Here is a 20,846-nt window from a genome sequence, read left to right on the forward strand (position 1 = left end):
GAAGGAGTGAGTTCTGTGGCTAATCCAAAGACTAATGCCATGAGAATATTAGATAAAGAAAAAATAAATTATGTGGTGTATACCTATGAGAACAAGGATGGTAAAATTGATGGAGTATCCGTTGCTCATAAGTTAAATCAAGATGTAAACAAGGTTTTTAAAACTTTGGTTACTAAGGGCGTCAGTAATGAATATTATGTTTTTGTAATTCCAGTAGAGAAAGAATTGAGTTTAAAAGCTGCAGCTAAGGTTGTTGGCGAAAAATCGGTTGATATGATAAAGGTTGAAGAAATAAATAAGGTTACAGGATATATAAGAGGTGGCTGTTCTCCAGTTGGCATGAAGAGGGTTTACACAACGGTTATTGATAAGTCTTGTGAAAATTTTGAAGCCATAATTGTTAGTGGTGGAAAAATCGGATGTCAAATAGAGATAAATCCTAAGGATTTGATTGAATTAATCAATGGAAAAACAGAAGAAATTACACAATAAGAAAACAGGCTATACAGAAAAAACTGTATAGCCTGTCTTTATATAGCTTGAGAAAGAATGTGATAATCTACAATGAAATCATCAGCTAGTTCCTTCATGTCGGCATGCTGTTCTTTAGAAGCTTCATCATATACGCCGATAACCTTCATACCAGCTTGCTTAGCGCCTTTGACTGCAGTAAGAAGATCTTCAAATACTACACAGTTTTCCGGAGTGGCACCAAGTTTTTCAGCGCTTAAAAGATATACATCAGGAAAGTCCTTTCCACGGGATACTTCACTAGTTAAGGTTATAGAGTCAAAGTATTCATAAATACCATTAGCTTTTAAGCATGCTTCTAAAAGTAACATATTATTACTTGTTGCCAAAGCTATTTTTATATTCTTTGATTTTAACATTTCAAAAAATTCTCTTACGCCATCCTTTAATTTTATTTTCTTAGCATAAGCTTCAAAAGCCATGTCATTCCAATGACTTTCTATTTCAGATTGCTCGTAGGGTAGGTTGAAAGTGTTCTTAAAGTAAAGCGCTACGTCGTGAAAGTTTAAGTGTGCTATATCAGTACTAAGGGTTGGAGGAACATCTATGCCATGCTTGGCTAAGTATTCCCTATCAATCTCATCCCAAATCCACATTGAATCTACAATAGTACCATCCATATCAAAGATGGCCGCTTCTATATTATTAAACATATATTATCACCCCAAAGTTTTAAAGAATAGTAATTTGTGCTACGTTCTGAGTATAACATGTTCAAGTAATTATTCAAGAGATCAAGTCGGGTTAATTATGGACGGGGGATTTGCTAAATGTTTATATTTTGAAGAGTTGTTAGAATGACAAGGAAACATGTGCATATAAATATACGGAGAGAAAGTTAACGGGGGTAAATTGTGAGAAACATTGGTATCTTTTGGGGAATAATTGCAGTTATATTAACTATAGGTTCTATTATGAATTTTATCGTTGCTGAGTTTTATAATATTTTTATAAGAGGATTATCAAAAAGAAATCATAAGAGGCTTGTGGATGTAACTATTTCTTTAGCAAAAATGTTAGAAGAAGATCATGGTATTTTTGCCTTTGGAAGTTGTGTATCTGTAATGCTTCATACCATTATAATGACTGGGTGTGATGAGACTTCATTTTTGGGGATATTAGTTGCTATTGTATTTGCGATAGTTTGTTTTATGGGGATAATTCATAAATTTATATATAAGGATAAATCGGGAAGTTTAAGAAGGTATCATAGGATCTTTGCTTTAATTTATATTGTAGTTTTAATACTTCATATAAGATTTAGTTAAAATAAAAAAAGGAACATTTATTAATGTTCCTTTTGGTCGGGGTGACAGGGATTGAACCTGCGACCTCATGGTCCCAAACCACGCGCGCTCCCATCTGCGCCACACCCCGCTAACAAGAATTATTATATTACATTATTATTTATAAGTCAAGAAAAATTATAAAATCTTTCATATGAAATTTAAATAGTCTTTCTTATAAAGGTACTAAAAAATAAAAAAAGGAACATTTATTATGTTCCTTTTGGTCGGGGTGACAGGGATTGAACCTGCGACCTCATGGTCCCAAACCACGCGCGCTCCCATCTGCGCCACACCCCGCCGACAAAAGTTATTATATGATATTATGGACAAGAAGTCAACAACTTTTTATGTTTTTTTCAAAAAAATATATTTATATTTAAGAAATGGGATGAAAATAACACCTCAAATGAAGAAATATAGAAACATTAGGTAAATAATAATAGAAATAAAAATAAAAATTATTCATTTACAATGATATAATTACTGTAGGTATTTATTTTACAGCATTAATGGAGAGAGTTCATAAAATTAAATGTGATTTTAATAGATTTTATAAGGAGAATAATTCAATGAGTAACATAAAGAGTATAATAGAACTTCAGAGAACGTACTTTAATTCAGGAAAGACATTGGAAGTGGATAATAGAATCAATAACTTAAAGAAGTTAAAGAGTGCTATTGTAAATAATGAGGAGCTTATATTAAAGGCTTTAAAACAAGATTTAGGGAAGAGTTATGCTGAAGGCTATATGGCTGAAGTTGGTATGGTTTTAGATGAGTTAACCTTTGCAATTAAAAGGCTAAAATCATGGGCAAAACCGAAAAAAGTAAGAACATCTATGGCAAATATTCCATCAAAAAATATTCTTTATAGGGAGCCTTATGGGGTAACTCTGATTGTAAGTCCGTGGAATTATCCATTTCAGCTGACAATGGCACCCTTAGTAGGGGCTATTGCAGGGGGAAATACAGCAATAATTAAGCCATCTAGAAAAAGCAGATACACCACTGAGGCAATGACTAAGCTCATAGAAGAAACCTTTGAACCTGGATTTGTTAAAGTCGTTAATGCAGGGGCGGGAAGCAATGAGGCCATGTTAAAGGAGAAGTTTGATTATATATTCTTCACTGGCAGTGTAAGAGTTGGAAAGCTTGTAATGGAGGCTGCATCAAAGCATTTAACTGAAGTTACCTTAGAATTAGGTGGAAAGAGTCCGTGTATTATAGATGAAGATACTAATATGGATATCACTGCAAAGAGATTAACTTGGGGAAAATTTTTAAATGTAGGTCAAACCTGTGTAGCTCCAGATTATGTTCTTGTACATGAGTCTAGGAAAGCAGAGCTTATTGAAGGATTGAAAAAATATATTAAAGCTTTTTATGGTGAGGATTTAAAAAACAGCCCTGATTATGGGCGAATTATTGATGAGGGAGCCTTTGATAGATTAGTCAGCTATATAGATGAAGATAAGGTTAAAATTGGGGGAGACTTTGATAGGGCGCAGAGATATATTGCTCCAACTGTCATGGATAATGTCGATTTTAACCATAGGGTTATGGCCGAAGAGATCTTTGGACCTATTTTACCGATAATAACATACTCAGATTTAGATCAGGTAATTGAAGTTATAAATAGCAGACCTAAACCCTTGGCGCTATACTTCTTTTCTAACAATAGAAGAAATATAGATAAGATTATTTCTAGAACGTCTTCAGGAGGTGTTTGTATAAATGATACAATACTTCATGTTGCATCAAGTAATCTTACTTTCGGTGGAGTGGGTGAAAGTGGAATGGGACAATATCATGGAGTAGCAAGCTTTAATACATTTACCCATGAAAAGTCTATTGTTGATAAAGGATTTGCCTTAGATGTTCCGTTGAGATATCCGCCATTCGGTAATAAACTTAAGATTTTCAAAAGGATTTTTAAGTAGAAGAACTAAAAGTATGTTGCTATAATCAAGAAGAAAAGATGCTTTAACAAAGGAGAAAACAATGAAGGTTTATAAGTTTAGTGAAGCTGCCAAATCACAAATGAGAAAGCAGTTATCAACGAGTATTTTATTGACGGTTTTATTATTTATAATTTCGATAGGTTTATTAGTAACTAAAAGTGACTTTTACGGAAGATTAGTTTTAGCTTTTGCTTTGATTGGTCTAATACTAACTATTACTATTATAAAAAAGGTAAGAAGATTAAATGAGGCTGCCTATATCAAATTATTTAAGGATAAAATTGAGATTAACAACAATGTTGATGAAAAGTCAAAAACTTTCTATTTTAAGGATATTAAAAGCTCAACTTTATCTAAAAAAGGAATAGGGTTTTATGTAGGACAGAAGGACTACAGAATAATTACTAGCTTTTTAGAGAAAAGCGAGATAGATGAGCTGTGGAAGGTGTTTTCTAAACATAGATAGAAAAACGAGTATTGCATAAGCTTAAAGAAATAGTTTTAATTTGTTTAGTTAAGATGACTGGACCTGTAAGTTTTAGGTTCGGTCATTTTTAATTGACATACAATTGTAGTCTAATCTATTTAAACACTACATATATATAATCGAAGCTTATTTTCAAGGGCTATTATTGAAAACTTGTATATAAATTGATTTAGGTTTAAAGGCAGGTTCAAATAGATATCTAAATAAATAGGTTGCATTGAAGGATAATAATATACTTAATGAAGAGGGGGCTGAAAAGTGGATAAGATAAAACTGGCTACAATAGCTATAATTCTTGTGATAATTGGATGGCTGGTGTGGATTGTGAAATTTGATAATAATAAAGGTGGAAAGTTGGATTTTAGCATCAAGGATTTAGTGAGTAATGAAGAGAAAAAACACGTAGCAATTGATGGGGAAGTTCGTGGTGTTTGGTTATCATACATAGATTTGGCGCCAATGTTAACAGGAAAAGATGAAGCTGAATTCACAAAGAACATTGAGAGTGCCTTTGAAAATATAAAGGCTTTTGGACTTAATACAGTAATTGTACAAGTAAGACCTTTTTCAGATGCTTTATATAAGTCTCAGTATTATCCATGGTCATTTATTTGCAGCGGAACAGAGGGACAAGCAATTAAATATGATCCATTAAAAATTATGGTTAAAGAAGCTCATAAAAGAGATTTAAGAATTGAAGCGTGGCTTAATCCATATAGAGTAAGAACTTCAACCTCAAAAGAAGTTATAAGTGAGCAAAGTCCAGCTACAAAGTGGATGAATGAAGGCGGTGACTATGTTATTCAATATAATGGGGGAGTTTATTATAATCCAGGTAAAGAAGAGGTAAGGCAGCTTATTGTTAATGGGGTTGAGGAAATCGTACAAAATTATAATGTGGATGGGATACATTTTGATGATTATTTTTATCCAAGTACTGAGGGCTCAATAGATGAGATTACTTTTGGAAACTATTTGTTGAATGGAGGAACCTTATCCTTGGAGGATTGGAGAAGAGAAAATGTAAATACCTTGGTAAAGCAGGTTTATGAAGCAATAAAGAAAGTTGATTCTGAGGTTTTATTTGGAATTAGCCCTCAAGGTTCAATGAATAACAATTATAATTCTCAATATATAGATGTTCAGAAGTGGGTTCAAAATAAGGGATATGTAGATTATATATGCCCACAGGTATACTATGGATTTGAAAATCAAAGTAGTGATTTTGCTAGTGCTGTTGAGAGTTTCAGCAATCTGGTTACAGAACCATCAGTGGATTTGTATATTGGTCTTGCTGCTTATAAGATTGGTAGTGAAGATAAATGGGCAGGTGCTGGTGCGAAGGAGTGGATAAACAATAGTGATATGTTAAAAAGACAGCTAGAGGCTGCTCGTAATTTCGAGAACTGCTCTGGTGTCTTTATATATAGATATGACTCATTGTTTAATCCAGCATCTCCAGTTTCAGGACAGGTTAATAGTGAAATTGAAAACTTGAAAAAGGCATTTTAATTTAATAAGTCGGGTAAAGGTACTATTTTTTCAATACTTCCTATGCCACCAACTTTTATTGAGATTAAATTATTTTCTATGGAGCCCTGGCAAAGAATTTCACTAGGATTATTCATGTAATAACCTTGTTCGCAGCTTATTTGTAAATTAGTACAAAAATCCATAAGGTTATGCTTCATTATGTATGCACATAAAGCGCCGTTGGAGGTTCCAGTGGCGCTTTCTTCATCTATTCCAACGCTTGGACCAAAATTTCTTGTGGCAACAGAGCTGTCTGTATTTTCTGTCTCAAAAGTAAAGGCATGAAGTCCTACTATATTTAAGTTGTCGGTATAATTTTTTAACTTTCCGAAGTCAGGGGTTATTTTCTTTAAGGTATTTAGTGAATTAACAGGGAAAATTATATCTTTTAGGCCTGTAGAAACTATCATTGGTTTTACCTCAATACCAGGTATGCCAGCCTCAAGTGGAGATATTCCTAAAATAGAGCATAAGTCAGAGAGGTCTTCTATATAGCAATGGAACTCAGGACTTGTTTGAGTCATAAGAATGGAAGATATATTGCCATTTTTAAAACTAACTTCTATGTCTAAAATTCCAGCTAAGGTTTTTTGCTTTAAAGGAAGCTTTTCCTTACTGTTATCCAGTAGTCCTAGTTTTCCAAGGGTATAAAAAGAAGCAATGGTAGCATGTCCACAAAGGTCTACCTCTGTTGTTGGAGTAAAAAAACGAACTTCATAATCGTAGAGTGGATTTGATGATTTTGTGATAAATGCGGTTTCAGAAAGGTTTAAATGGGCTGCTATTTTAAGCATTTCTTCAGAGGTAAGGTGTTCACAGTCGATTACGACACCGGCTTTATTCCCTCCAATATTATCTTTTGTGAAGGCATTTACTATGTAAGCTTTGTTAGGATATTTATTTTTCATGTTTCATCACCTCATATAAATTTATTGATTACTATTTATAGTTTAATTAAAGCAGCTATTCATGAAGGAATAGCTGCTTTGATTTTAAGAAAGTTAGTCTGCTAAATACATTTCGCCAATGACATTGACATCTCCTGCTCCAACAGTAAGAATTAAGTCACCTTCTTTAGCCACAGATTTTAAGTGATTAACGATTTCTTCAAAACTATGATAGTTTATGGCATCAACGCCGCGGGCTCTTATTGCATCACCTAACATCATTGAGCTTACAACTCCAGTATCCTTTTCACGAGCGGCATATATGTCAGCTAGAATTAAGTGGTTCACGTTGTCAAAGGTACTTGCAAACTCATCAAATAAAGTTATTGTTCTTGTGTAGGTGTGAGGCTGGAATATAACATATAGATTTTGGTGTGGATAGTTTTTGCAGGCGTTTAAGGTTGCTGCAATTTCTGTTGGATGATGTGCGTAGTCATCGATTACTTTTACACCATTCTTTTCACCTTTAAACTCGAAACGTCTATGAGTTCCTCTAAAGTTAAATAATCCATTTATAATAGCATCTTTAGATATATTAAGAGCTAATGATGCACAGATTGCTGATAATGAGTTAAGAACATTATGCTCACCAGGTACGTTTAGATTAATTGGGAATAATAGTTCTTCACCCTTATAAAGATCGTAAGAACCGCAACCAAGAGCGTTATAACTGATGTTTCTTGCTGTATATTCACCAGAGTTAATTCCGTAAGTCATTACATTGCATTTGTGTGCATTTTTTAATATGTCTTTTATATTATCATCATCATTATTGCAAACTAAGAAACCTTCTTCAGGAATTATATTAATGAATTCGTTGAAAGTATCCTTAATATGATTTATATCTCTATAGTAATCTAAGTGATCTGCATCTACATTTAGAATTACTCCTATATATGGATGGAACTTTAAGAAAGAAGCTTTATATTCACAGGCTTCTGTTACAAAGTAATCGCTATTTCCTGCAAGTACATTACCGTTAATAACATCCAGCTCTCCTCCAACAAGGATTGTTGGATCAACCTTCTCTTCAAGGACTATGTGTGCCATCATTGAAGTAGTTGTAGTTTTTCCGTGAGTTCCAGCTACGGCAACATTATATTTATGACCAAGCATTATGGCTCCAAGGAATTCAGCTCTGTCCATCATGTGTAATCCAAGTTCCTTAGACTTGATCAACTCAGGATTATCAGCACTTATTGCAGCGGTATATACTACTAAGTCTACATCTTTTATATTATCAGCATTATGGCCGATGAATACTTCTGCTCCTTTTGTTCTTAAGCTTTGCAGAAGCTTTGAATCTTTCATATCTGAACCTGAAACTTTATAACCATTCTTAAGCAGGATTTCAGCAAGACCGCTCATGCTGATTCCACCTATACCTATAAAGTGAACTTTTTTGTGTGTATCTTTTAAAAAATTAAAACTCATAATAACAACTCCTTATGTAATACAGTAATCACATTTTAATTATGATTAATAGTGTAGGAAATAAATCTCTACTATAAATTATATACAAAAACTCATATAAAAAACACAAGAATTTTATAAAGAATCATAGGAATTGCAATGATATCTACATAGTTTTATGAGTTTAGAGATGAATAAGTCGAATATACTATTTATAAATTTCAGAAAAATCATGTTGACATTTGAACGTTTGTTCGCTATATTAGTTATAGAGAACAAACGTTCAGTGTGATTTGATTTTGTTATAAAGTTTGGAGGAAGAATTATGGGAAACGGTGGATTATTTATAGAGTTAAAGTATAAGGCTGATGGAAAAGGTTTAGAGGGGATAAATTTTCTAGAGGATACAACTATAAGAGGAAGCAAGTATATGTTATGTGGAGGAGTTTTAAATAAGAACGGTGGTAAATTATTATTTAAAGCAAGAAATATTCAAGAAGCAAATGAGTTTGCTAAAAGGAATCCGTTAACGGCAAAGATAGTAATGTGCAGTTAATTTAAAATCTTAGTGTGCAGTTAATATAAATTAAGCAGGAATAATTTAGAGATTTATTTTTTTCATTTTACATAGGGGAATATCTTTAGGTATTAAGCCAATTCTATATTTACATTTATTATGAAAACATATAGAATAATAGAATAAAGGTGAACATTAAAGGTTAAAATATAGTTAAATTTCGGAAAGGTATTATGTTAAATGGAAAAAGGTAGAGGTAAATTTAATAGAAATCAAAGAGTAATTGGAATTACAAAGGTTTTGACTGAAAATCCTAATAAAGTTATAACGCTAAATGTATTTACGGAAAAATTCAATGCTGCAAAATCTACAATAAGTGAAGATATTGTTATTGTAAGAGAGGTTCTAGAAACACTATCTATGGGAAGGATAGAAACAGTTGCAGGAGCTTCAGGCGGAATTAAGTTTATTAACGAGAAATCAGCATATGATAAAGCAAAATTTATAGAAGAGCTGTGTGAATTATTAAGAGATAAATCAAGGGTTGTTCCTGGTAACTTCTTATATATTACCGATATAGCTTATAATCCAAGTCTTATTCAAAGTGCTGCAATAATTTTATCAGCTGCATTTAAAAATATGAATGTAGATTATGTAGTAACCATTGAAACTAAGGGGATTCCTCTTGGATATGAAGTGGCAAAACAATTAGGTGTGCAATTAGTTACAGTTAGACACGATACAAAGTATACTGAAGGAACTACAGTAAGTATAAATTATGCATCTGGGTCAAGTAACAGACTGCAAACTATGTCCTTGTCTACAAAATCTATGAGAAGAAACAGCAGATGTATATTTATAGATGACTTTATGAGAGGTGGAGGAACTGCTAAAGGAATACGTGAGTTATTAAGTGAGTTTGATAGTGAACTTCTTGGAAGTGGATTTTTAATAGATAGTGTGGAAATTAAAGAGAAGCTAGTAGATAAGTACGTTTCATTAGTTAATTTTCATGGAATTGGAGAAGATGGTATTGCAATAGTAAGCCCTTCTATCCATAATGATTAAGAATTTTATTAAAATTTGGAAAAAGTTTCGACAATTAGAAGGAATTGCAATGTTTAGGTAGAATAATAAATGAGAGCATACATCTTGGAGGTGGGTTTTCATGAATATTACAGACGTTAGAATCAGAAAAATTACTACTGAAGGAAAAATGAAGGCTATAGTTTCTATAACCTTAGATAATGAATTCGTAGTACATGACATTAAGATTATTGAAGGTCAAAGCGGTAATTTTATAGCTATGCCTAGTAGAAGAACTCCTGATGGAGAATTTAAGGATATAGCTCATCCAATTAACACTGAAACAAGAGAGAAAATTCAAAAGTCTATACTTGATGAATATGAAAAGGTAAAAAATGAGGAACAAGTAGAGGCAGAATAACTATTCTAAAAGGAGTGAAAAACTCCTTTTTATTTTGTGACCGGTTATGATGAGTATATAATAGTAAAACTCCACTGGATGTTGTACAGTGGAGGAAGTTTTGCTTACCAAATTAAAATGCATATGGTGAAAATTTAACTTACAAAACCAAAGTTGCTCTCTGTGAAAATTCCACTTCAAGGCGAAGATTTGGAGTGCAACTTTTGGAGCATAGCTTAAGGAAGCTCTTTCTAAGCTTATTCGGAGGGGTAAGTCCGAGTGACTAAATCAAAGATTTATAATGTTACTTAAGGAAACTCCACCTCACATGCGTTCGGTGGAGTAAGTTCGAGTGACTAAATCAAAGATTTAGACTCTCACTTATAGTTTGGTTGAAAAAAAATATTACTTTACATATAATAAATATAGGTATGTCGTATACTATGACATATTAAGAAGAATAAATAAGAAATATAAAATTGAAATTCTGGTGCTTTTTTAGTTTATTTATAATTATAGTATAAATAACAAAAGAAAAGTGTGATACTTAAGATAGAAAAATGTAGTAAAATTGAATTTTTTATATATATTTCAGACAAAGAGGTGTTTAATTTGTATAAATGTGCTATAATTTTAGCTGCAGGGGAAGGTAAAAGAATGAAATCTAATACCCCTAAGGTACTTCACAAAGTATGTGGAAAAGAAATGATAAACCATGTTATTGATAATATTAGAAGTGCAGGTATTGAAGAAGTTAATGTAGTAATAGGGAAAGGTGCTGAAAAGGTTCAAAAGGGAACTGAAAGCAGAAATATAAGCTATTCTGTTCAAGCAGAACAACTAGGTACAGGGCATGCTGTAATGTGTGCTGAAGATTTCTTAAAGGGCAAAAAAGGAACTGTATCAATATTTGTAGGTGATGGACCACTTATTACTGAAGAAACTGTAAGATCACTTACTAATTATCATGAAGCAGAAGGCTGTAGTGCAACAATATTAACATCGGTTATGGCAGATCCATTAAAGTATGGAAGAATAATTAGAAATGCTAATGGTGAAGTAGAGAAAATCGTTGAGTTTAAAGATTGTAACGAAGCTGAAGCAAAGGTTAATGAAATAAATTCAGGAATGTATTGCTTTGATATTGAAGCTTTATTAAACACTTTAGGAAAGCTTAATAATAACAATAATCAAAATGAATATTACTTAACTGATGTAATAGAGATTTTAAAGGGTGAAGGCAAAAAGGTTGGAGCTATTGCTGTTGATGTTGATGAAATTACAGCTGTAAACTCAAAACAAGAGCTTTCTGTTGCAAATGAAATAATGAGATCAAGAATCAATAAAATGCATATGGATAATGGAGTTATAATCATGGATCCAAGAAGCACTTATATTGATTGTGATGTGGTTATTGGTCAAGATACAATAATTTACCCAGGAAATGTCTTAGAAGGTAAAACTGTTGTTGGTGAAGAGTGTACACTTTATGCTAACAATAGATTAACAGATGCGGTTATTGGCGATAGAGTAACTATAGAGAGCTCTGTAGTATTAGAGTCAAGAGTTGGTGAAAATACTACTGTGGGGCCTTTCGCATATATTCGTCCTGAAACAGTTATAGGCAGTGATGCAAGAATAGGCGATTTTGTTGAAATTAAGAAAGCTACTATAGGAAATGGGACTAAGGTATCTCATTTAACATATATAGGTGATGCTGAAGTAGGCGAAAAGTGTAATTTTGGATGTGGAACTGTAGTTGTTAACTATAATGGAAAAACTAAGAATAAAACAATAATCGGAGACAATGTATTTATTGGCTGTAACTCAAATTTAATTTCTCCAGTTGAAGTTGAAAACAACACTTATATTGCAGCTGGATCTACAATTACAAACAAGGTACCTGAAGGCTCTTTAGCTATAGCTAGGGCGAGACAAGTTAATAAAGAAAACTGGGTACATGATAAATATAATAAATAAAGTTTTAGGAGGACTACACAATGATAAGCCATGGAAGAAATATCAAGATTTTTGCGGGTAACTCATATCCAGAGCTAGCAGAGGATATAGCACATCGTTTAGGACTTGAAGTAGGTAAAAGTGATGTAACTACTTTCAGTGATGGAGAAATAGCTGTTAATATCGCAGAGACAGTAAGAGGATTAGACGTATTCGTTATCCAACCAACAAGTGCACCAGTAAATAACAACCTTATGGAGCTTTTAATAATGATAGATGCATTTAAGAGAGCTTCAGCAGGAAGAATAACAGCAGTTGTTCCTTACTATGGATATGCAAGACAAGACAGAAAAGCTAAGGCTAGAGATCCAATCACAGCTAAATTAGTTGCGGACCTTATTACAGCAGCTGGAGCAGATAGAGTTCTTACAATGGATTTACATGCTGCTCAAATACAAGGTTACTTTAACATTCCAGTTGATAATTTAATAGGGGCACCAATACTTGCAGATTACTTTATCGATAATGGATTTAAAGATTGTGAGGATGTTGTAGTAGTTTCTCCAGATTTAGGAAGTGTTACAAGAGCAAGAAAATTTGCTGATAGATTAAATGCTCCGATAGCTATAATAGATAAGAGAAGACCAAAAGCAAACGCAGTTGAAATAATGAATATTATCGGAGATGTTAAAGGTAAGAGAGTTATCTTAATAGATGATATGATAGATACAGCAGGAACTATTTGTAATGGTGCAGCGGCTCTAGTTAAAATGGGAGCTACTGAAGTTTATGCTTGCTGCTCACATGCAGTTCTTTCAGGCCCAGCTATAGAAAGACTAGAAGCATCACCAATAAAAGAATTAGTTATGCTTGACAGCATTCACTTACCAGAAGAAAAAATGATAGATAAGGTAAAAGTTTTATCTATAGCACCATTATTTGCAGAAGCTATAAAGAGAATATATGAAGAAGTTTCTGTAAGCAAACTTTTTGATTAATAATTTTTAAATTTAAGTTACTAGAGGGGAGATTTCTTCCCTCTATTTTTATAATGTTTTTGGTTATAATATTGAATAAATTTATAGTGAAATTTATGTGACTAAAATATTTTAAATAATTTGTTAAAAATATTAATTTTATAGTTAATTTAATTAGATTTTTGTGGATTGTTATATAATACAAGTGAGATAATAAATTAAGCGCAAGCTAATTATTTGGAGGGATATTTATGGAAGGCAATTTAGGAAAAGTATTAGTTGTTGATGACGATAAGAATATATGCGAAGTAATAAAAATGTATTTAGAGAATTCAGGATATCATGTTAAGGTTGCAAATGATGGAAGAGAAGCACAGGAGACTTTTTCTAGCTATAAGCCAGATCTAGTTTTACTAGATGTTATGCTTCCATACTTAGATGGAATTGATGTATTAAAGTGGATAAGAAGAGATAATGAAACTCCAGTTATAATGATAACTGCTAAGGGTGAGACTTTTGATAAAGTTTTAGGTTTAGAGTTAGGGGCAGATGACTATATCGTTAAGCCTTTTGAACCTAAAGAGCTCATGGCAAGAGTAAAAGCTGTGTTAAGAAGATATACTTCTGAAGGAGATAATAAAGAAACTCTTTCTTTTGATAATCTTGTAATAGATATAAACTCTTATAGTGTTACTTATAAAGGGCAAGAAATAAAAATGCCACCTAAGGAGTTTGAATTATTACATTTCCTAGCAAGCAATAAGAATAGAGTATTTACTAGAGAGCAATTACTTTGTGAGGTTTGGGGATATGATTACCCAGGTGATTCAAGAACAGTTGACGTACACGTTAAGAGATTAAGAGAAAAAGTTGCAGGAGGAGACACTTGGCAGTTAGAAACTGTTTGGGGTGTTGGATATAAATTTGAGGTGAAATAATGGTTAAAAACAGCTTGTTTTCTAAGATGGTTGTAACATATACCATCATAATAACGGTAAGTTTTACTATTTTAGCCGCATTTCTATCTTTCTGGTTTCAGGATTATTTTATAAAATCAAGAAAAGAGAGTTTAACTAATCAAATAGATGTTATTGAGAATGTTGTAATAACCTACTTAGAGGGTGGGATGACCCATGATGAGCTAGGTGAAAGAATAAAATTTATAGCTTCCTATATCGGAGATGATATTTTAGTTTTAGATAGTGAAGGATATGTTAATTCAACTACTTCAATGAAATATAATCAATTAATTGGAAAGCAGATTTATCATGGTAAGCTTGAAGATTTAAAGGATGATGTATGTGTTGAAGCTATAAATGATTATGGAGTATATCTTGATAAAAAGGTTTATGTAATGGGTGAACCATTAAAAGACATGTATGGAAATGTTAAGGGAGCTGCGCTTATAAGTATTTCTACGGATAATCTTGACAGCTCTCTATCTAATGTATATCAAATAATTTGGTTATCAGCTGTTTTGGCAGTTATAGCATCCTGTGTGGTAATATACTATTTCTCTCAAAAGATGATAGTAAATCCATTGTCTGAAATGAGTTCAGTAGCTAGAAAAATAGCTAGTGGTGATGTTGAAAAGAGAGTTGAAATCCATTCAGATGATGAGATGGAAGAGTTTGCAAATGCATTTAACGTTATGGCGGATTCTCTTCAGCAGGTAGAGCAAAACAGAAAAGAATTTATCTCAAATGTATCTCATGAGCTTAGATCACCTATGACATCTATAAAAGGGTTTATCGGTGGAATCTTAGATGAAGTAATACCTCCAGAAAAGCATAAATATTACTTGAATATTGCTTATGAGGAGATTCAGCGTTTAGCGAGACTTATAAATGATTTATTAGATTTATCTGCAGTTGAATCAGGAACCTATAAATTAGAGAGAACTTCAGTAGATATAAATGAAATTATTCGTTTGTGTATTTTAAGAAATGAAGGCAGAATAAAAAGCAGAAATTTAAATGTAGAGGTATATTTTGAGGGTAGTGAATTAATTGTTTCTTGTGATGAAGATAAGATAATTCAAGTGGTTACTAACCTTCTTGATAATGCCATTAAATATGGAAATGAAGGTGGAGCAATAAAGATTTCATCTGAAGGTAAAGGAAAGAAAGCTTGCATATCAATCTTTAATGAAGGCTTGCCAATAGATGAGACAGATATAAAGCATATTTGGGATAGATTCTATAAGGTAGATAAATCAAGAACTCAGAAGGTGAGCACTGGATTAGGTCTTTCTATAGTTAAGAAAATTATAAGTCTTCACGACGAAGAGATTTGGGTTAAAAACATAGATAATGGTGTTAAGTTCACCTTTACTTTACCAATTACTAAAAAAATATAGCCTATAAAGGTGAGTAATTTAGAAGGGAGGCTATTATGAGCAATTTTAATGATGACCGTAAGGAATCAAGAGCAAATATAACATTTAATCAGATAAAGAGAAAGCGAAGAGGCACTTTTGTTGTATTTACTATAGTTTGCTTATTTATGGCCTCTTTAGGTGGTGCCTTTACTGCTATGGTAATGAGTGGTGGTAAAGATGAGGGGAATTATTATCTTAATCATGATGATACGGGTGATGGCGTAATAACCAAGGAGAGTTCGAATAAGCTTCAGGAGGTTGCTGGTAAGGCTGTAAGATCTGTAGTTTCAGTTATTAATGTGATTAATAATCAAAATTACACCAAGGAAGTAAATGTTGGTGTAGGGATTGTATTAGACAGCAGAGGTTATATTATTTCAAGTTATAATAATCTTATAAATGCTTCAAGCATTAAGATTAAAAGTTATACAGATGTAGTATATAATGCTGAAATTATAGGTTTTGATACTGTTTATGATATTGCGATGTTAAAGGTTGAAAATAGTAATTTGACACCAATGCCAATGGCTGAAAGTCCTATAAACTTAAAGCCTGGAGATAAGGTTATAAGTGTTGGTAATCCTTTAGGTAAGTCTTATAATGGTAGTATAGAAGTTGGCACAGTGCTAAGTACTAAGGAGAGTGTAATGTTTAGAAATTCTCAAACTAAGGTAGCAGAGCTGCTTAGAATGATAAAAACAACAGTACCACCTAAGTATATTAATACAAGTGCTGCTTTATGCAATATGGATGGCGAGTTAGTTGGAATAAACAATACGACCATGGCATATCACAATGATTACTTAAAAAATAGTTTTTATATTTCTGTAGAGGATTTAAATCAGATTACGGAGAATATCTTAGGTAAACGGGATTCTATGATTACATACCTTGGGATTTATGGAGAAGCTGCAGTTTCGCAGCAAGAGGATGGTATCGAAGGTGTTTATACTAAAGAAGTAATTAAAAATGGTTTAGCTTATGAAGCTGGAATCAGACCAACAGATATAATTACAGAAGTAAATAGTATATCGGTTAGTAGTGTTAATGATATTAATGCTGTTTTGTCAGCCTTAGATGAAGGGGCAGAAGTAGATTTTACAGTTTATAAAAATGGAATTTATACTGATTTTAATATAAAAATACCGGAAGTTAGGAAATAAGAGTAGCATTAAAAATGCTGCTTTTGTTTTTTTATGAAAGTTTAGTATAATAAGCAGTGGAGATGGTTTAAAATATTTAATGAGATAAGTTGGAGGATACTATGTATTTAGTTGTTGGCCTTGGAAATCCAGGGGATAAATATGATAAAACGAGACATAATGTAGGATTTGATATAGTTGATTTATGTGAGAAAAAGTATAACTTTAATATAAACAGGACAAAATTTAAAGGAATGTATGGAGAAACAAATATTGCTGGAGAAAAGGTAATATTTTTAAAGCCGCAGACTTACATGAACTTAAGTGGAGAAAGCGTTAGAAGTATTATTGATTTTTATAAGATACCTAATGAAAATATAATAGTTATTTATGATGACATAAGCCTTGAGGTCGGTAGGTTAAGAATTAAAACTAAGGGAAGTGCTGGCGGTCATAATGGGATAAAAAATATTATTGCGCACTTAGGTACTGATGTGTTTCCAAGGATTAAGGTTGGAGTAGGAGAACCAACTTGTGATTTAGTTGATTATGTATTAGGAAGGTTTACGGCAGAGGAAGATGCATTATTAGAAAAGTCCTTTGAAGCAGCGGCAGAAGCTGTTAAAGTAATGGTTACACAAGGGCCTAATGAAGCTATGAATAAATTCAATTCTTTTAAAGCCGAGAAGTAATGAAGTTTGTTTTAAAGAGGTGATAATTTGAGATTAAAAGGCATAATGGCACCTTTGCAGATTAGCAGTGAGTTTAAAGAAATAAAAAGAGCTGTAAAGGAGGACAAATATCCTATAGGGGTACATGGTCTTTCAGAGTCGGGAAAAAGCTATCTGCTATATGGTGTATTTGAAGAAACAGAGAAAAGTATGTTGGTGGTAACTCACAGCGATATGGAAGCTAAAAATATCTATGAAGATTTAAGTTTCTATAGTAATGATGTTTATTATCTGCCTACTCGTGAGGTAACATTTTATAATATAGATGCAATATCTGGGGATTTGAGATGGGAGAGGCTTAAGGTCTTTGACAAAATTTTAAGTGGTGAGAAAAACATCATTGTCACATCTATCGAATCGCTGGCGGCTTCTTATGCCCCGGTAGAGTTATTTAAGAGATTTACCTTTGATATAGAAGTTGGAAGTGTATTGGATATAAAAGAGTTAAGTCAAAGGTTAGTTATGTGTGGCTATGAGCGATGTAGTGTAGTGGAGAACATTGGTCAGTTTTCTGTGAGAGGTGGGATAATTGATATTTATCCTCCTATGGGTGGAATTCCTTACAGAATAGAGTTGTTCGATGATGAAGTAGATTCTATAAGAACCTTCAATTCAGAAAACCAAAGAAGTATTGATAAAGTTAACAAGATTCATGTCTTCCCTGCAAAGGAGATAATTTTAACTGAATCTCATATTGAAGCAGGCAAAAAGAAGATAGAAGAGGAGTTAGCAGGAGCTATAGCAGTATTTAAGAAGGCCAAGGATAAAGATGCTCTGCAAAGAATAGAAACAACTGTAAAACATAATATTGAAAGTTTAGTTGAGACATGGAATTTTGAAACTATTGATAGTTATATGCCGTTTTTCTATGAAAAACAAACAACTTTATTGGATTATTTTAAGAATGCATTAGTTGTTGTGGATGATGTAAATAGATCCATGGGAAAAATGGACAGTGTATACTTTGAGTTTGAAGAAAATTATGAGAATTTCTTAAGTAGGGGTAATGTATTACCTGCTCAAGGAGAGCTCCTTGTAGCTAAGGAGGAGGTTATCGATAGGTTAGAAGCTGGAAGTACTTTAACAATTCAAGGGTTATCTACAACGTCAGCCGTATTAAAACCTAGATGTCTTGTTGCTTTCTCCCAAATTACAATACACAACTATCATGGTCAACTCGATATGCTTATTGATGATATTGAGGATAAGAAAAAAAGAGGTTTCAGAACTCTTATATTGTCAGGTACTAGGACTCGTGGAGAAAGATTGATTGATACTTTAAAAGAAAGAAATATTAATGCTGTATATAAAGACATAGTAGACAATGTTGGACAGGGCGATGTGGTAGTAACTTTTGGTAATGCTATAAAGGGGTTTGAGTATCCAGATTTAAAAATCTGTATTATATCTGATTCAGAGGTTTTTGGACAGTCAAAGAGAAAAGCAACAAGAAGGTCCACAGCGAAGGGTGCAAGTAAGATTAAGAGTTTTACAGAGTTAAAGCTTGGAGATTACGTTGTACACGTTAATCATGGAATTGGAGTGTATAAGGGGATTAATCAGTTAGATGTACAAGGTAATAAGAAGGATTATCTGGTCCTTGAATATAATTCAGGGGATACATTATATGTACCAGTGGAACAACTGGATTTAGTTCAAAAATATATAGGTGGAGAAGGAAAGGTTCCTAAAGTAAATAAATTAGGCGGCAATGAGTGGGCTAAGGCTAGAAGTAAGGTTAAAAAGTCAGTTGAAGATATTGCTGAGGATTTAGTTAAACTATATGCTATCAGGTCAACTTTAAAAGGGCATAAATATTTACCAGATACTCCATGGCAGAGACAGTTTGAAGATGAGTTTATCTATGAGGAAACGCCAGATCAATTAGCTGCAATAGAAGATATTAAAAGGGATATGGAAAGCGATAAGCCAATGGATAGACTTCTTTGTGGTGATGTTGGTTATGGTAAAACTGAGGTTGCATTAAGAGGTGCATTTAAATGTGTTATGGATGGGAAGCAGGTTGCAATCCTTGTTCCTACAACAATTCTTGCAGAACAGCACTATAAAAACATGGTTAAGAGATTTTCTGATTTCCCTATTAAAATAGAGATGATAAGCAGGTTTAGAACTGCTGCTCAAGTTAAAAAGACTTTAAAGGATTTAAGGGAAGGAAATGTGGATATAGTAGTTGGAACCCATAAACTTCTTCAAAAGGATGTAGCATTTAAAGATTTAGGGCTTCTTATAATTGACGAAGAGCAGAGATTTGGAGTTGCACATAAAGAGAAGATAAAAGAGTTTAAGAAAAACATAGATGTGTTAACCTTGAGTGCTACACCTATACCAAGAACTCTTCATATGTCTTTAAGTGGAGTGAGAGATATTAGTATAATTGAAACTCCGCCAGAAGAGAGATATCCTATTCAAACTTATGTTGTAGAATTTAATGATCAGCTTATTAGAGATGCAATTATGAGAGAGATGAATAGGGGCGGACAAGTATTTTTCGTCTATAATAGGGTTGAAACTATAAGTGATATGTCAACTTATCTGCAAAAGCTTGTACCAGAAGCTCGTATTGCCATTGGACATGGTCAAATGACAGAGAGAGAGCTGGAGAAGGTTATCCTAGATTTTGTTGATAAAAAATACGATATATTATTAGCTACAACTATAATAGAAACTGGAATAGATATTCAAAATGCAAATACAATGATAATTGCAGATGCAGATAAAATGGGACTTTCACAACTTTACCAGTTAAGAGGAAGGGTTGGAAGAACCAATAGAATAGCATATGCTTACTTCACTTATACAAAGGATAAGATTCTTACTGAGGTTGCAGAGAAGAGACTTAAAGCAATAAAGGACTTTACAGAACTTGGATCAGGATTAAAAATTGCTATGAGAGATTTGGAGATACGTGGAGCGGGAAATATCATGGGTGCAGCACAATGTGGACATATGTCTTCTGTTGGATATGATTTATATTGCAGAATGCTGGAAGAGGCTGTTAAGGTGGTTAAAGGTGAAATTGATAAAGAGCCAATAGACACTACAGTTGACATTAAAATTGATGCGTATATTCCAAGCAGCTTTATAAGTGATGAAACACAAAAAATACAAGTTTACAAAAAGATTGCTTCAATTGAATCCTATGAGTATATGCAGGATGTTATAGAGGAGATTGAAGATAGATATTCAGATATACCGGTAAGTGTTTATAATTTAATGAACATAGCTTATTTGAAAGCTATAGCAAAAGAAATTGGAGTTTTAGAAATTAAGGATACAGGTGTTCAGGTATTGATAACATTTAAGGATAAAAGCTACTTAACTTCCGAAATGGTTAAGTATATCCTTGAGAACTATAGAAAGCATATAATGTTTAAAATGGGCGACGTACCTGTTTTAGCATATAAGAGTAAGGATATGAATAAAAAAGATATGTTAGATAATCTTATAAATATTATTAAAGAATTATCAACATTAAGTAAATAGTTTTAGTATTCTTTATTTAACCGGATTTTTATGGTAAAATGAAACTGCA

The 20,846-nt window shown here is 32.7% G+C and carries 18 protein-coding genes and 2 tRNA genes; 15 read left to right on the forward strand and 5 right to left on the reverse strand.

Annotation, left to right across the window (positions count from 1 at the left end):
* The first annotated feature begins 15 nt into the window (after positions 1 to 15).
* Complete coding sequence (ybaK, locus tag BN1075_RS01650; RefSeq protein WP_040191279.1) at positions 16 to 492, forward strand: Cys-tRNA(Pro) deacylase; 477 nt, start codon at positions 16 to 18, stop codon at positions 490 to 492.
* 38 nt (positions 493 to 530) lie between these two features.
* On the opposite strand, the gene BN1075_RS01655 is transcribed toward ybaK, so the two are convergent.
* The gene (locus tag BN1075_RS01655) at positions 531 to 1,184 is read right to left on the reverse strand and encodes an HAD family hydrolase (RefSeq protein ID WP_040191280.1); all 654 of its coding nucleotides are present in this window, start codon (positions 1,182 to 1,184) and stop codon (positions 531 to 533) included.
* 201 nt (positions 1,185 to 1,385) lie between these two features.
* Here BN1075_RS01655 and BN1075_RS01660 point away from each other — a divergent pair, with 201 nt between their 5' ends.
* Positions 1,386 to 1,799 (forward strand): hypothetical protein, encoded by a 414-nt coding sequence (locus BN1075_RS01660; RefSeq protein ID WP_040191281.1) that lies wholly within the window; start codon positions 1,386 to 1,388, stop codon positions 1,797 to 1,799.
* Between the two features lie 33 nt (positions 1,800 to 1,832).
* On the opposite strand, the gene BN1075_RS01665 is transcribed toward BN1075_RS01660, so the two are convergent.
* Positions 1,833 to 1,908: transfer RNA gene (locus BN1075_RS01665), tRNA-Pro, on the reverse strand.
* Between the two features lie 133 nt (positions 1,909 to 2,041).
* Positions 2,042 to 2,117 (reverse strand) — tRNA-Pro (locus BN1075_RS01670).
* A 272-nt stretch (positions 2,118 to 2,389) separates the two neighbouring features.
* On the opposite strand from BN1075_RS01670, the gene BN1075_RS01675 reads away from it, so the two are divergent.
* The 3 genes from BN1075_RS01675 (at position 2,390) to BN1075_RS01685 (ending at position 5,780) form a co-directional block, all read left to right on the forward strand.
* Complete coding sequence (locus BN1075_RS01675) at positions 2,390 to 3,760, forward strand: aldehyde dehydrogenase (protein ID WP_040191282.1); 1,371 nt, start codon at positions 2,390 to 2,392, stop codon at positions 3,758 to 3,760.
* Positions 3,761 to 3,821: 61 nt separating this feature from the next.
* Complete coding sequence (locus tag BN1075_RS01680; RefSeq protein WP_040191283.1) at positions 3,822 to 4,247, forward strand: hypothetical protein; 426 nt, start codon at positions 3,822 to 3,824, stop codon at positions 4,245 to 4,247.
* 279 nt (positions 4,248 to 4,526) lie between these two features.
* Positions 4,527 to 5,780 carry a glycoside hydrolase family 10-like protein gene (locus BN1075_RS01685; RefSeq protein ID WP_052406333.1) on the forward strand — a complete coding sequence of 418 codons (1,254 nt, stop codon included), beginning with the start codon at positions 4,527 to 4,529 and terminating at the stop codon, positions 5,778 to 5,780.
* On the opposite strand, the gene BN1075_RS01690 is transcribed toward BN1075_RS01685, so the two are convergent.
* Both BN1075_RS01690 and murC read right to left on the reverse strand, forming a co-directional pair.
* Positions 5,777 to 6,709, reverse strand: coding sequence for a PhzF family phenazine biosynthesis protein (locus BN1075_RS01690; RefSeq protein WP_040191284.1), 933 nt, complete (start codon positions 6,707 to 6,709; stop codon positions 5,777 to 5,779). The genes BN1075_RS01685 and BN1075_RS01690 overlap by 4 nt on opposite strands.
* 93 nt (positions 6,710 to 6,802) lie before the next feature.
* Entirely contained in the window at positions 6,803 to 8,182 is a 1,380-nt protein-coding gene (gene murC, locus BN1075_RS01695) for a UDP-N-acetylmuramate--L-alanine ligase (protein ID WP_040191285.1), read from the reverse strand.
* Positions 8,183 to 8,486: 304 nt separating this feature from the next.
* Here murC and BN1075_RS01700 point away from each other — a divergent pair, with 304 nt between their 5' ends.
* The 10 genes from BN1075_RS01700 to mfd all read left to right on the forward strand — a co-directional run bounded on the left by BN1075_RS01700 (position 8,487) and on the right by mfd (position 20,797).
* A complete protein-coding gene (locus BN1075_RS01700; protein ID WP_040191287.1) occupies positions 8,487 to 8,717 on the forward strand; it encodes a hypothetical protein in 231 nt (76 codons plus the stop codon).
* A gap of 201 nt (positions 8,718 to 8,918) precedes the next feature.
* Positions 8,919 to 9,746, forward strand: coding sequence for a pur operon repressor (gene purR / locus BN1075_RS01705; RefSeq protein WP_040191289.1), 828 nt, complete (start codon positions 8,919 to 8,921; stop codon positions 9,744 to 9,746).
* A gap of 100 nt (positions 9,747 to 9,846) precedes the next feature.
* On the forward strand, positions 9,847 to 10,125 hold the full coding sequence (gene spoVG / locus BN1075_RS01710) for a septation regulator SpoVG (RefSeq protein WP_040191290.1): 279 nt from the start codon (positions 9,847 to 9,849) through the stop codon (positions 10,123 to 10,125).
* 591 nt (positions 10,126 to 10,716) lie between these two features.
* Positions 10,717 to 12,084 carry a bifunctional UDP-N-acetylglucosamine diphosphorylase/glucosamine-1-phosphate N-acetyltransferase GlmU gene (gene glmU / locus BN1075_RS01715; RefSeq protein ID WP_040191292.1) on the forward strand — a complete coding sequence of 456 codons (1,368 nt, stop codon included), beginning with the start codon at positions 10,717 to 10,719 and terminating at the stop codon, positions 12,082 to 12,084.
* A 20-nt stretch (positions 12,085 to 12,104) separates the two neighbouring features.
* On the forward strand, positions 12,105 to 13,061 hold the full coding sequence (locus tag BN1075_RS01720; protein WP_040191293.1) for a ribose-phosphate diphosphokinase: 957 nt from the start codon (positions 12,105 to 12,107) through the stop codon (positions 13,059 to 13,061).
* 230 nt (positions 13,062 to 13,291) lie between these two features.
* Positions 13,292 to 13,978 (forward strand): response regulator transcription factor, encoded by a 687-nt coding sequence (locus tag BN1075_RS01725; RefSeq protein WP_040191295.1) that lies wholly within the window; start codon positions 13,292 to 13,294, stop codon positions 13,976 to 13,978.
* Positions 13,978 to 15,399 carry a HAMP domain-containing sensor histidine kinase gene (locus tag BN1075_RS01730; RefSeq protein WP_040191297.1) on the forward strand — a complete coding sequence of 474 codons (1,422 nt, stop codon included), beginning with the start codon at positions 13,978 to 13,980 and terminating at the stop codon, positions 15,397 to 15,399. The genes BN1075_RS01725 and BN1075_RS01730 overlap by 1 nt, the downstream gene beginning before the upstream one ends.
* A gap of 35 nt (positions 15,400 to 15,434) precedes the next feature.
* A complete protein-coding gene (locus BN1075_RS01735; protein WP_040191298.1) occupies positions 15,435 to 16,583 on the forward strand; it encodes a S1C family serine protease in 1,149 nt (382 codons plus the stop codon).
* A gap of 101 nt (positions 16,584 to 16,684) precedes the next feature.
* On the forward strand, positions 16,685 to 17,254 hold the full coding sequence (pth, locus tag BN1075_RS01740; RefSeq protein WP_040191299.1) for an aminoacyl-tRNA hydrolase: 570 nt from the start codon (positions 16,685 to 16,687) through the stop codon (positions 17,252 to 17,254).
* A gap of 27 nt (positions 17,255 to 17,281) precedes the next feature.
* Positions 17,282 to 20,797, forward strand: a complete 3,516-nt coding sequence (gene mfd, locus BN1075_RS01745; protein WP_040191300.1) for a transcription-repair coupling factor — start codon at positions 17,282 to 17,284, stop codon at positions 20,795 to 20,797.
* The last annotated feature ends 49 nt before the right edge of the window (positions 20,798 to 20,846 follow it).

This window comes from Clostridium culturomicium, from assembly GCF_000821305.1.
GTDB lineage: Bacteria > Bacillota > Clostridia > Clostridiales > Clostridiaceae > Clostridium_J > Clostridium_J culturomicium.

What these genes read in the sequence shown, in the direction of transcription:
- BN1075_RS01720 (WP_040191293.1), top strand. Translation starts at nt 12,105, where the DNA reads ATGATAAGCCATGGAAGAAATATCAAGATTTTTGCGGGTAACTCATAT.
- purR (WP_040191289.1), top strand. Translation starts at nt 8,919, where the DNA reads ATGGAAAAAGGTAGAGGTAAATTTAATAGAAATCAAAGAGTAATTGGA.
- BN1075_RS01675 (WP_040191282.1), top strand. Translation starts at nt 2,390, where the DNA reads ATGAGTAACATAAAGAGTATAATAGAACTTCAGAGAACGTACTTTAAT.
- spoVG (WP_040191290.1), top strand. Translation starts at nt 9,847, where the DNA reads ATGAATATTACAGACGTTAGAATCAGAAAAATTACTACTGAAGGAAAA.
- BN1075_RS01735 (WP_040191298.1), top strand. Translation starts at nt 15,435, where the DNA reads ATGAGCAATTTTAATGATGACCGTAAGGAATCAAGAGCAAATATAACA.
- pth (WP_040191299.1), top strand. Translation starts at nt 16,685, where the DNA reads ATGTATTTAGTTGTTGGCCTTGGAAATCCAGGGGATAAATATGATAAA.
- BN1075_RS01700 (WP_040191287.1), top strand. Translation starts at nt 8,487, where the DNA reads ATGGGAAACGGTGGATTATTTATAGAGTTAAAGTATAAGGCTGATGGA.
- BN1075_RS01655 (WP_040191280.1), bottom strand. Translation starts at nt 1,184, where the DNA reads ATGTTTAATAATATAGAAGCGGCCATCTTTGATATGGATGGTACTATT.
- BN1075_RS01680 (WP_040191283.1), top strand. Translation starts at nt 3,822, where the DNA reads ATGAAGGTTTATAAGTTTAGTGAAGCTGCCAAATCACAAATGAGAAAG.
- murC (WP_040191285.1), bottom strand. Translation starts at nt 8,182, where the DNA reads ATGAGTTTTAATTTTTTAAAAGATACACACAAAAAAGTTCACTTTATA.
- BN1075_RS01730 (WP_040191297.1), top strand. Translation starts at nt 13,978, where the DNA reads ATGGTTAAAAACAGCTTGTTTTCTAAGATGGTTGTAACATATACCATC.
- BN1075_RS01725 (WP_040191295.1), top strand. Translation starts at nt 13,292, where the DNA reads ATGGAAGGCAATTTAGGAAAAGTATTAGTTGTTGATGACGATAAGAAT.
- BN1075_RS01690 (WP_040191284.1), bottom strand. Translation starts at nt 6,709, where the DNA reads ATGAAAAATAAATATCCTAACAAAGCTTACATAGTAAATGCCTTCACA.